At 61.1% G+C, this 11,929-nt stretch carries 12 protein-coding genes; all 12 read left to right on the top strand.

What is annotated here, in order from left to right; genetic code table 11:
* Window positions 1-201 (top strand): hypothetical protein (locus KGZ40_09060; protein ID MBS3957655.1); only part of this gene is annotated, 201 nt, incomplete at its 5' end.
* A 173-nt stretch (window positions 202-374) separates the two neighbouring features.
* Window positions 375-2,009, top strand: coding sequence for a Flp pilus assembly complex ATPase component TadA (tadA, locus tag KGZ40_09055; protein MBS3957654.1), 1,635 nt, complete (start codon window positions 375-377; stop codon window positions 2,007-2,009).
* Window positions 2,010-2,109: 100 nt separating this feature from the next.
* On the top strand, window positions 2,110-3,321 hold the full coding sequence (locus KGZ40_09050) for a type II secretion system F family protein (GenBank protein MBS3957653.1): 1,212 nt from the start codon (window positions 2,110-2,112) through the stop codon (window positions 3,319-3,321).
* A gap of 138 nt (window positions 3,322-3,459) precedes the next feature.
* Window positions 3,460-3,843 carry a prepilin-type N-terminal cleavage/methylation domain-containing protein gene (locus tag KGZ40_09045; GenBank protein ID MBS3957652.1) on the top strand — a complete coding sequence of 128 codons (384 nt, stop codon included), beginning with the start codon at window positions 3,460-3,462 and terminating at the stop codon, window positions 3,841-3,843.
* Between the two features lie 154 nt (window positions 3,844-3,997).
* Window positions 3,998-4,816: a prepilin peptidase gene (locus KGZ40_09040; protein MBS3957651.1), complete on the top strand. Its 819-nt coding sequence runs from the start codon at window positions 3,998-4,000 to the stop codon at window positions 4,814-4,816.
* A gap of 122 nt (window positions 4,817-4,938) precedes the next feature.
* On the top strand, window positions 4,939-6,606 hold the full coding sequence (locus tag KGZ40_09035) for a hypothetical protein (GenBank protein ID MBS3957650.1): 1,668 nt from the start codon (window positions 4,939-4,941) through the stop codon (window positions 6,604-6,606).
* A gap of 17 nt (window positions 6,607-6,623) precedes the next feature.
* Window positions 6,624-7,202 (top strand): prepilin-type N-terminal cleavage/methylation domain-containing protein, encoded by a 579-nt coding sequence (locus tag KGZ40_09030; GenBank protein ID MBS3957649.1) that lies wholly within the window; start codon window positions 6,624-6,626, stop codon window positions 7,200-7,202.
* A gap of 18 nt (window positions 7,203-7,220) precedes the next feature.
* The gene (locus KGZ40_09025) at window positions 7,221-8,723 is read left to right on the top strand and encodes a hypothetical protein (GenBank protein ID MBS3957648.1); all 1,503 of its coding nucleotides are present in this window, start codon (window positions 7,221-7,223) and stop codon (window positions 8,721-8,723) included.
* Between the two features lie 160 nt (window positions 8,724-8,883).
* Complete coding sequence (pilM, locus tag KGZ40_09020; protein ID MBS3957647.1) at window positions 8,884-10,020, top strand: type IV pilus assembly protein PilM; 1,137 nt, start codon at window positions 8,884-8,886, stop codon at window positions 10,018-10,020.
* A gap of 1 nt (window position 10,021) precedes the next feature.
* Window positions 10,022-10,645, top strand: a complete 624-nt coding sequence (locus KGZ40_09015; protein ID MBS3957646.1) for a hypothetical protein — start codon at window positions 10,022-10,024, stop codon at window positions 10,643-10,645.
* 19 nt (window positions 10,646-10,664) lie between these two features.
* Window positions 10,665-11,279, top strand: a complete 615-nt coding sequence (gene pilO, locus KGZ40_09010) for a type 4a pilus biogenesis protein PilO (GenBank protein ID MBS3957645.1) — start codon at window positions 10,665-10,667, stop codon at window positions 11,277-11,279.
* A gap of 16 nt (window positions 11,280-11,295) precedes the next feature.
* Window positions 11,296-11,922, top strand: a complete 627-nt coding sequence (locus KGZ40_09005) for a hypothetical protein (GenBank protein ID MBS3957644.1) — start codon at window positions 11,296-11,298, stop codon at window positions 11,920-11,922.
* Window positions 11,923-11,929: the final 7 nt, after the last annotated feature.

The raw sequence follows: 11,929 nt of genomic DNA, 5'->3' as shown, positions 1-11,929 counted from the left end.
CCCCCCGCCCCCCCCGCCCCCCCGGCACCCTCCGCACTCCCGGTGCCCGATATCGAGCTGGTGGCACCGGTTGAGATGTGGTTCGGCGAGGTACGCATCGGCGTTAAGGAGGGAACCAAGACGTACGAGCAGTTCCAGCGCTACGCCGCGGTGCTCTTCGACGAGCTGGCCAAAGCGCGCAAACGTGAGGCCGAGGGATAGGTGAGTACCGCCACTCGGTTGTGAGAGTTGGCGGGTGAGCATGCGCGACGCGGCGGCGTTGTCGTACCATGAGGCCAGCGCGCGGCGACGTGCGCATGCGATGACGTGGGACCTGACGGCATGAGAGGGAATCCTTAGTGGCGGAAGCTGGACATCGTCTCGGCCAACTCCTGATGCGCGCCGGGATAATAACCGAGCGGCAGCTCGGTGACGCCCTCGAAGTCCACAAAGCGACCGGCTCTCCGCTCGGCCGGGTTCTTGTCGATCTCGGCTACGCCACGCAAGGCTCGATCCTGTCGGTCATGGCGGCGCAGATCGGTATCGAGTACATAGACTTCGGCGTGCGCAAGCCGACTCCCGACGCCGTCGCCGCCGTGCCCCGTGACCTCGCCGAACGCTACACGCTCATGCCGGTCCAGATCGTCGAAGGCGTCCTCATCGTCGCGATGGCAGACCCGCAAAACGTGCTTGCCCTCGATGATCTGCGCATCATCACCGGCCATGAGATCAAGCCGGCCATCTCGACAAAAGACGACATTCTCGCCGCTATCGAGGAGTATTTCAAGGTTGCGCGGCGTACCGACATCGGCGACGAGCTCCCCGCTGAGGAGTTCGACGCGACGGACCTAGAGCAGCTCACAGACGTCGCCACCGATGCCCCAATCGTCAAACTCGTCAACTACATCATCAACAAGGCGATCACCGACCGGGCGAGCGACATCCACATCGAGCCGCAAGAGACTGACATGCGCGTGCGTTTCCGCGTGGACGGCGTGCTGCACGAGGTCATGCGCAGCCCCAAAAACGTCCAGTCCTCCATCATTAGCCGCTTCAAGATCATGGCCGAGATGGACATCGCAGAGTCGCGCCGTCCACAAGACGGTCACTGCGCGGTGACGATAGGCGGACATCAGATCGACTTCCGGGTCTCATCGCTGCCCACTGTCTACGGAGAGCGCATTGTGCTTCGCATCTTGCGCAAAGACGCCATCTTGCTTGAGCTCAAAGACCTCGGCTTCCTGCCGAGTTCGCTTGTGCGGTTCGAGGCGTCCTTCAAGAAGCCGTACGGCGCAATTCTTGTAACCGGTCCTACCGGATCGGGCAAGTCGACTTCACTGTACGCCGCAGTAAACGTTCTAAACGCCCCGGACCGGCATATCCTGACCGCCGAGGATCCGGTCGAGTACCGTCTTGCCGGAGTGAATCAATGCCAGGTCAACGTCAAGTCGGGACTCACCTTCGCGCGCGCGCTCCGGTCGTTCTTGCGCTGCTCTCCAGACGTCATTCTAGTTGGTGAGATCCGCGACCAGGAGACCGCGAAGATCGCGATCGAGTCTGCGCTCACCGGTCACCTCGTGCTCTCCACGCTCCACACCAACGACGCCGCGGGCGCTATCACCCGGCTCGTCGAGATGGGCGTGGAGCCGTTCCTAGTCTCCTCCGCTCTTGATTGCGTGCTCGCGCAGCGTCTCGCGCGCCGCCTGTGTCCCGAGTGCAAACTGGAGTACTCTCCACCGCCCAAAGCTCTCATTGACGCTGGGTTTTTGGAAGAAAATTTGCCCGAGAGCATCTTTAAGGCGGTGGGCTGCAAGAAGTGCGGGGGCACCGGGTATCGTGGGAGGATGGGGGTGCATGAGGTCCTCCTCATCTCCGAGGAGATCAGCCGCCTCACGGTCGCTGAGGCCACCTCCGAGGAGATCAAGAAGGTGGCCATCGTCGACGGGATGCTGACACTCAGACAGGACGGACTCGAGAAGGTACGCATGGGTCAGACGTCAATCGAGGAGATCATGCGGGTCATCGTCTGATGCGCGTGACCCGCGACGGTTCGTTCAAGCAGATGCCCGTTCGTGCCGAAACGGTATGATGACTGTTTAGGAGCGAGACAGCAGTAAGGAGAGCCTGATCATGGCGGTGTTCCACTACTCGGTACGTGATAAGGCTGGCAGGGTCGTCAAAGGTTCGCTGGAGGGCGAGAACCGTGAGGCCGTCAGCGCCAAGCTCAGACAGATGGGCTACATCATCCTTGAGCTTGACCAGCAGTCACAGCTCGCGGCGATCGGGCAGATCCGCCTTGGTACCGGGGTCAAGATCAAAGACGTTGCCATATTCTCGCGCCAGTTTGCGACGATGATCAACGCGGGACTTTCGCTCACCAAGTGCTTGAGTATTCTGGCAAGCCAGACGGAGAGCGAAGGCCTGAAGATCGTCATCCAGCAGGTGGCCAAAGACGTTGAAGCGGGACAGTCGCTCTCTGATGCGCTCAGTAAGCACCCCAAGGTCTTCCCACCCATATTCATCAACATGGTACGCGCCGGCGAGACGGGCGGTGTGCTCGACGAGGTACTGGTTAGAGTCGCCGATCACTTCGAGCAAGAGCTCGCTCTCAAAGGCAAGATCAAGTCCGCGATGACATACCCCATCGCGATGGGTGGGCTTGTGCTCATCATCTTAGTTGCCATGATGGTTTTCGTCGTGCCTGTGTTCGAGGGCATGTTTGAGTCCATGGGCGGAGAGCTTCCGTTCATGACGCAGCTCCTCGTAAACGCGTCGGATTTCGTCACGAGCATCGGTGGTGTTGTGCTGGCTGTGGCGATGGTCGCTGTGGTATTCGCTTTTCGTTTTTGGACGAGCACCGATGGCGGACGTTTCATCTGGGATGGGGTCAAACTGAGACTGCCCGTCTTTGGCTCGATGGCACGCAAGATCGCGCTTGCGAAGTTCACGCGCACGTTTGGGACGCTGGTCTCCGCCGGTGTGCCTATCCTTTCCGCACTCGACATCGTTGCCGATACCGCTGGCAACGAGGTCGTCTCGCGCGCCGTTAAGAGGGCGCGCTCCGCGATCAAAGAGGGGGAGACCATAGCAAAGCCGCTTGGAGAGTCAGCCGTGTTTCCCTCGATGCTGGTGCAGATGATCGCCGTGGGCGAGGAAACGGGCGCGCTCGACGCGATGCTCAACAAGATCGCTGACTTCTACGACGAAGAGGTTTCAAACTCGGTCAAGGCCCTGACTTCGCTCATCGAGCCACTCATGATGGCGACTCTGGGAGCCGTCGTCGGCGGTATGGTGGTCGCGCTCTATCTTCCGATGTTCCAGATCATCACGCTCATACAGTAGGGCTGCATACTTGTCTCTAGCCGTTGGGAAGAATCTGCTCAAGGCACAGAGGCCGGGTGCCGATAGGATGTGCGAGGTTTGAAATGCCCTCGAGTGGGGGCGACGTCGATTCCCGAAAGGGAGAAGGAGGTGTGGAACATGAGAGTGTTCCAGAAGAGGGACGAGGGCTTCACCCTTGTCGAGCTGATGGTCGTCATCCTTATTATCGGTATACTCGTCGCGATCGCTATACCAGTTTTCAACGCCGCGCGCGCCACCGCCCAGGAGCGGACGTGCCACGCGAACCAGCGCACTATAGAGGGCGCGGTGCAGCAGGTTGTCGCTACCGGCAATATTCAGCCTACGGCTGTTACGTTGCCCATGATCCTTGGAGACGCGGATATTCCCGGAGCAGATCCGTTGCGACAGGAATTCATTGCCCAGAACCCTGTGTGCCCGACGAACAATGTCGAGCCCTATGTTCTCACCAATGGTCAGACAACGTGCCCGGACGCCACCACTCCACACGGACGCTTCCAGTAGTTCAGAGAGCATCAGTTACGCTCAAGGAAGGCCGACGCGATTCATGCGTCGGCCTTCATCGTGCCTCGTATCCTACATGCGCTATTCTGAGTGTGCGCCGTCTTCAGGTGGCGCTCTTGTCACCTTTTCAAGCAATCATTGCGGGGAGTGAGTTTTGGACCTCATCGATCTGTGGTTTTCCGTAGCGCTCTTTCTGCTCGGTCTTGCACTTGGCAGTTTTGCAAACGTCGTTATCTGGCGCTTCCCGCGGGGGGAGTCGGTCGTCTCGCCCGGCTCGAGCTGCCCGCACTGCGGCTCTTTGGTCCGATGGTTCGATAACGTGCCCGTCATCTCCTGGCTCCTGCTGCGCGCGCGGTGTCGCGCCTGCCACTCACCAATCTCGCCGCGATATCCGATCGTTGAGTTGCTAAGCGCTTTGCTCTGGCTTGTCGCCGCGCTTTTTTTTGGCGTCGGGCCGCAGGCGATCATCGTCGGCATATTCTTTTGGGTACTTCTGGTGCTGTCATTCATAGACATCGACACGATGCGTCTTCCCAATCCGATAGTCGGCGCGCTTGCTGCCGTCGGCCTCGCGGCCGCTGTTGTTTCGCAGTTTTGGGGCACGCTGTCAGTGCCACTTGCCGGTTCACAGCAGCCGCTTGTCAGCGCTCTGCTCGGCGCTCTGCTCGGCGCGGGGCTAAGTGGCATCGTTGCCGCCGTGTACTCCGGGGTGAGGGGCAGGGCGGGGTTTGGAATGGGAGACGTCAAGTTGCTCGGCGCGATGGGGCTCTTCCTAGGGCCCTACGTCCTGCTTGCCCTGATGACCGGTAGCGTGATCGGCACCGTGTACGGGATCGCTGTCGCAGCGCGCACGGGTTCCGGCCTTCAGTCGAAGATACCGTTCGGCCCGTTTCTCGCTGTTGGAGGGGTGGCTACGGCCGTACTCGGTCCGGCCGTTGTGGAGTGGTACACGTCACTTATCGGTATCAGCTGAGCTTGGAGCGCCGCTGGTCGGCTCCGTACTCACTCAAGCGCCTGCGGGATTGCGCCGATAGGTATACTGATGGTCGAGGCGCGTTTCAACGAGCGCGCCCTGAAGCGTATTGGCGGTCGAGTATGGTTCCCAACAACTGCGAGCGGGTCGTGGGTCCCGATCTCGGATGCGACGCGCGTCGTACGGATACCGGGTTCACTATCGTAGAGCTCGTGATCGCTTCCGCCATCTTTTTCTTCGTGGCCACGGCACTGTTTGGCCTTGTCGCAACATCAACGATGCTCGGAGTCGCATCTAAGGCAAACGCTGTGGGCGTGAACGCGGCCAACGCGTTTCTTGAGGAGGTGCGGCGGGTTCCGTTCAACGAGGTGAACCAGACGCGGATCAATCAGATCGCCAGCGCCTATTCAAGGACGATCGATGGAGTCGCGGTCTCGATCTCAGCGACCGTCACCCCGCAGTGGTTCGGTGAACAAGACCCAGGCACGGCAAATCCCGCGTACATGCACGTGGCGGTAGTCGCACGAGCGGTTGGACCGGATGGCAGACCGCACACCTTCAGCACGGGAACGCACATCAGCAACCTCAGGGCGACAGGCACGCTTCCCGGCGGCGGCGGCGGGGGCGGCGGGGGCGGGGGCGGCGGCGGCGGAGAGGAGCCGCCAGTCCCGCCACCGACCGTGGAGGTAAGCCCTGGCACGCCTATGAGCGGCGCGGTTCGTGGCACGAGTGTGCCGGTGGGATTGTCGGCGGAAGCGGGTGGATCCGGTGTCACGCTGAGGCGTATCGATATCACTGCGGGAGGCTCTCTGGTTCTTGAGAAGCTCACCACCGAACTGAGTGACAGTGTGTCCGGGTTCTGGGACACGACTAGGATTACCACAGACGGCGCCAGCTTTCCCGATGGTGTGTACGAGATGCGCGCATCGGCCCGGGACAGCAGAAACCAGCTCACTGCGCGCGCATGGAGTCTGACAGTGGACAACTTCCCGCCCAATCCGCCGGGACAGCCTGTCGTGGATGCAGTCAACTCTGCGGCGAACTCGGTGACATTTGGATGGGATCCCGCCAGAGACGGCACCGACTGGGTTCGATCGTATCAAGTCGACTGGCGTATACAGTCTTCGACGTCGTCGGCGTTCAACATGGTGGGTACGCCCGCTATCGTGACCCCGGTGGACTGGACTGCCCGTCAGGTCTGGCCGACCGCCAACGGCGCGACATCTCCCCTCAGCCGGTACAGGGTCGATGTCACCTCACGTGGCCCTATCGCGGAAGGACAGACCACCCCGCACTTCACAGCTGGTCCGGTCTCGGCGTTCTTTATCTCGCGGGGGTCGTATGAGGCGAATGTGCAAGTGACCAACGGGGGAGGAAACAACGCGCGCGCGCGATTCAATCTGAACCTGACTTCACACACACCCACGTTCTCGACAACGGGCGTGGTCAACTACCGGTGGCAGTACCGGTACCACACCGATCACATAGGGACCGGTACGTGGACTGATCTCGCGGGCGCAGGTTCGTCGAGCCCTAGCTTCACGAATGCGAACTGGCAGGCGCCTCAGGACGGCAGGTTCATCAAGGGTGAGGGATGGATCGAGTTTCGCTACCTCGTGACAGTGACGCCCGCCGGAGGCACCACGGTGCAGGTTCCGTCGTCGTTCGCTCGCTTCAGCCGCGTGGATAATAGCACCGGTCCGGCTGCACGCGGCGCCGATGATTGGACTCGCTGGCTGAGTCCGCCCGCGGTCACTCCGGCTATTGACTGGGGGATGTGGCGGCTGTGAGGTCACGGTGCTCACAGGTGAGAAAAGACGACGGGTTCTCTCTCACGGAGCTTATCGTCTCGCTCACGTTGCTCGGGTTTGTGTTAGCTCTCGGGTATTCGATCTCCCAGGTCGTGTCTATAGGGCAGCGCAATGCTGACAGGGAATCGCGACTCTCTAGGGAGATCACATACCCGCTCACGAGAATCAGCGAGATCCTCATACAGAACAGTCGGATCGAGGCATCCCCCGCTCCCACGGGAATGGTGCTCTCGGTTAGAACCGATCAAGATCTTGACAACGTACAAGAGCAGCATAACTTCCAGCTCGTGACGGAAGGCGGAGACACGTACATCGAGCAGCGGGTGTTCCTGCTGAACACGTCAGGCGTGCGGGTGTTACCTGCGCGGTTTGTGGCCAGGTGGGGAACACGGGTGACTAACGTGGATGCAGGCGTGCCGCTGTTCCGGTACTTCGACGCGAGTGGCGCGCTGATCACCGACATGTCCAAAGTGCCAAACACCGCGCGCAGTGTGGAGATCACGATTCGGTCGACGGTGGATGGCCGTATCGTTCAAGACTCGGTCCGAGCCGCGTTCAGGAACCGGGACTCGTAGAGTAGAGAGGCACGAAGGATGTCTGCGTCGACACATCTCATAAATCGGGCGCGAGTCAGTGACGCGGGATACGCGATGGTCGTTGTCATGGGAATTGTATCGGTTCTCACTGTCGTCGCTTTTGGCGGTTTCGCAATGGCGTATCAGACCCTGCATGAGGCGAGCGTCAACTCTCAGGAGGCCCAAGGATTCCAAGCCGCGAACGGCGCGCTCGACACCGCCATCGCGCGAATCCGCTTGAGCGGGTATCGCGCAGGCGATTTCCCGATGCAGTTCACCCGCGCCCAGCTGGGGTCGGGAGAAGCGACCGTCACCGCGACCATCGGCTCGGTACACGAGATCACTTTGACCTCGGTAGGTCGAGGAACCGACGGTTCGGCTGAAACGATACGCACGCGTCTTTATGTGATGGATCTTTACGGGATGAACATCGCGTACGGGTCGGGGTTTAACCAGAGCGCCGGCGGCAAGTTTAATGGGAATGCGTCCGTGTACGGACCGTTCTACACGTTCGATGACTTGAGACAAGGTGACAATCTGGGGAATGCGATGGCAGGCGGTTTTGGCTGGGGGCCGATCTACATCAACGGGGGCACACTCGACGTCAAGTCAGGGTACCTGATCGACGTTGGGCTCCTCTACGTCGACCCGGCCCACCCGGATCCCAAAGTAGTGAACCCGGCGGTCACCAGCGTCATCCGGTCAGTGCCTCAGATGAACATCCCAAGAGTCGACGCCGCATATCTCGACGCGACGTACGCGCAAGCGGTCTTGCAGTCGAGGGACAACATCCAGGGAGATGAAACTCGCGATCCGGACGTGCCCAACAACGAGTGGGGGCCGGTTCCGTTCCCTGACGGTCCGCTCCAGTACAAAGGGGCCGCGGCCACCGGAGCGAGGGCGGATGCGTACAAAGTGATCGACAATAACTCGGTAAGGGACCAGAGCCGTGCGACCGCGTTTGTGATCGGTGACAACCAGTCGTTTGGCGACCCTGGACATGATTTCGCATGGAACCCTAGCACTCGCACGCTTACCGTGTGGGGTACCGTGTTCATCGATGGGCCCCTCGATTTCACCGGCCATATCAATTACGTCGGAAACGGCACCATCGTCGCGAACGGCAATGTGAGGTTCGTGAACAGTGACTTCGTCCCCCTCCACGGACTGCTTCCAGGCGTGGTGCCAACAGGGCAGACACTCAACAACCAGACGTTTCGCTCGGATCAGGTGGTCGGGATCGCCACGCCGGGGACCATTCGTTTAGGCAAGTCGTCCGGAGGGAACGAGCAGAACCCCGATGGCGCGCCGACACACGCGGGAGCGTTCTTCGCTGACCAGCAGATAATCATCGAAGCGCGCGTGATGATGGTCGGCTCGGTCATCTCTCAAGGAATCGATGTTAGCGGGAACAACAACATGGACTTAAGGACGAGCCCGAACCTCGGCGATGTGGTGTCCAACGCGATGCCTGGGTTTGGACTGAACGTGGTGAGCATCGGAGGGTGGGCACGACAGTGAGACCGGGCTCACTTGCATTGCGCGGCGATATGCGCTTTGATGTGCAAGGGGTTTCGAACGCAAAGGAAGCACAGCTTGCAGTAGGCGTTTGGAATCCAACGGAGCCAATGTAGCAGTATCGCAGCAGAACGTGACGTAGCAACGTGGCAGGGAGGACTCCGTGGGCCTCGTCTCGATGGGCTCGGGCGCACCGCAGATCGGACTCGATATCGGGACCGACCGGGTTCGCGCCGCTATTCTCAAACCCTCCGGTTCCGGCATCACTCTTGCCGGGTACGCGCACGTGCCGATGCCCATGGGCGCCATCGTCGACGGTGAGATCGTCGACAGCGAACTCGTAGCTTCCGCGATCCGTGACCTGTGGCGTCAGCCGGGGATCAAGGGCAAAGACGTCATCATCGGCGTGTCCAACCAAAAGGTTGTTGTCCGCCTGATAGACCTGCCCTACATGGAGCGCGCGGAACTCGAAGGCGCGATCCAGTACCAGGCGCAAGACTACATCCCGATCCCCATCGAGGACGCCATCCTCGACTTCCAGATCATCGGCGACTACATGACCCCGGCCGACGAGCACATGATGGAGGTGCTTCTCGTGGCCGCGCAGCGCGATATGATTGCGGCGTCCGTCGCTGCGGTCGAATCGGCTGGGTTGCGGCTGAGCGCCATCGATGTCACCACATTTGCGATCACTCGGGCTGTCCTCGGTGGCGGACTCGACGTGGTGCCGGACTCCGATGAGGGGCCCGGTGAGGCGGTGGCAATTATCCATATCGGTTCCGGCCTCACCAACATAGCGGTCGTCGAGAAGGGCGTTCCGCGGTTCACCCGCGTCTCCGCACTTTCTGGCAACCAGTTCACGCAGGCGGTCGCCAACGTGCTTAACTTGCCGTTCTCGGAGGCGGAGAAGCTCAAGATCGACGCCGGTCTGCCGGATATCTCCGGTGAGTACATCGAACAGGCATCAGGCCACGGCGACGAGGAAACGCAGCGTCGCCAGGTCGCCCAGGACGCGCTCGAGCGGGAGGCCAACAAGTTCATCGCAGAGGTGCGCCGCTCGCTTGACTACTACCTGACGCAAACAACACAGGTGCGCACGATCAGACGCATCCTCATGACGGGCAGCGCCGCGCAGCTCGCTAACATGGCCGCCTATCTAGAGAAGGGATTGCAGGCCGAGGTCAGCCTCAGCGATCCCCTTCGATTCGTTCAGGTGAGCGGATCCGCCCAGCAGGCGGTCATGAGCGACCGGATGGGTGCCGCGCCCGCCATCGGTCTTGCCCTCGGGGGGGTGTTGTAGCATGGTGCGGATCAACCTCCTCCCCGCGGAGATATTGGAGAAGCGGCGATTCGAGCGGCAGATCCGCTACGTGCTGCTTGGCGGGGCACTCGTGCTCGTAGTCCTCGCCGGCGCCTACTCACTGCTGATGCTTCAGGTCAACGCAAAGCGCGGTGAGCTTCAAGATCGCCAGCAGCTCGAAGCGGAGCTCAGGTCACAGGCGGAAGCGTTCGCTGTCTTCGAGCAGAAGGAAAGCGAGCTTATAGCTCGCCAGGAAGCCGCGAACGCCGCACTCGCGGGGAGAGTCAACTGGGGTCGTCTCGCTAACGAGATATCCCTCGTCCTCCCTGCCGAAGTATGGCTTACCGGCCTGCAGTGCAGCGAGATCGATGGCCTCACTCTCAGCGCGATAGCCGTTGACAGTCGTGACGACGTTCCTGACGTGGGTCACAAGGCGGTCGCGAAGACACTCGTGCGCCTCGCTGACCTCGAACAGATCACGAGCGTATGGTTGAACACCTCGGCGAAGGCGCCCTTCCTCGACCAGCCCGCGATTCAGTTCGAAATCTCGACCGGGGTCACGAAACCTGGGTCTGAGGAAGCTCAAGAATCCAGCGTGCCTGCCCCGCCAGAGTCGGCACAGTGAGAGGGGGCGATAGGTCATCGTGAAGCTTTCGTATCGCTATCAGTTGATCATCGCCATCGCGGTTATCACGATAATCGCGGTACTCGTGACCGCACTTTTCATCGTGCCTCAATTTGGCGTAGTCGATGAGCTCAGCACCCAGATCAGTGATTCGGATGCGGGCGTGTCGCAGGCACAAGCGCTTCTCGAGCAGCGGCAGTCGATTAAGGCGCGCTCGGCGGAGACAGAGGCCATGCGGCTTCGTCTCGCCAACCAGATTCCCGAGACGCCCGAGCTTCCCGCGTTGATCGTCGAGTTGCAGGACACGGTCAACGCCTCGGGTCTTGAGTTCGCGTCGATTGCTCCCAACGTACCGGCGCAGGCTGAGGGGGTTCCATACAGCACGATCAGCATAGACGTCGTCGTGCGCGGAACGTGGCAGGACACGGTGGATTTGCTGCGACGTCTTCGTACGCTGACGCGGCAGGTCCGAGTCGAGAGCTTCTCGGTCACGCGCTTCGAAGAACAGACTGAAACCGAGACCGACGAACCTGCTCTTGTGGAGACCGCGATCGGCCTCGTGGTGTATACAATGCCGGCCGAGATTGTCCCTGTAGCGCCGCCGGTGGAGCCTGGGGCCGAGACAACCCAGTAGAGAGGGGAGGCGAACTGTGGCAAACGAGATGGGCTATAACATCGAAGAACAGGTGCCTGGCGCTTCGGCGCAGAGTGGTTCTGCGGCTTCCCGGACGGGTGGCTCGCGGCGTACGATGTTGATTGCGGGCGCGGTCCTGGGCCTACTCGCCGTTGCTGGACTCGCCGCCGCCGCGGTCTTTCTGTTCGCTCTGGGCGGTGCCCCCGGTGATGTGCCGACACCCGATCCCGTCGTCCAACCGGGCGCTCCTCAGCCTGTCGAGGAGGAGCAACCGGCGGAACCGGCTCCGGTGGACCTCAAGCGCGTGTTCACGTTTAGGGACATTTTCGCGCCGCTCATCCTGCCGATACCCGAGCCCTCAGCCGACCAGACGGTCGCTCCCGGTCAGCCGGGCGCTCCTGACGATCCTGGCGTCACCTTGCCCGACGGTACGCTCTTCCTGCGTGATATTGTGACCGTCGATGGGGTGACCGCAGCGGTTCTCTTCCTCGACGGCGCCTCGTACACGCTGGCGGCTGGAGGAGAGATATCTGGGACGCCGTGGAAGGTACAGAGCATCTCGGGCAGCTCCGTTGTGATGCTCTTCGGTGACGTGCGGGTGACACTTACGGTGGGACAAGGGGTCGTAAGCGCCGCCAAGTAGCCGCCTC

The sequence above is a fragment of the Clostridiales bacterium genome, assembly GCA_018333995.1.
In the GTDB taxonomy this organism is placed as follows: domain Bacteria; phylum Actinomycetota; class Coriobacteriia; order Anaerosomatales; family SLCP01; genus JAGXSG01.
This window is presented reverse-complemented; position numbering and strand designations above follow the sequence as displayed.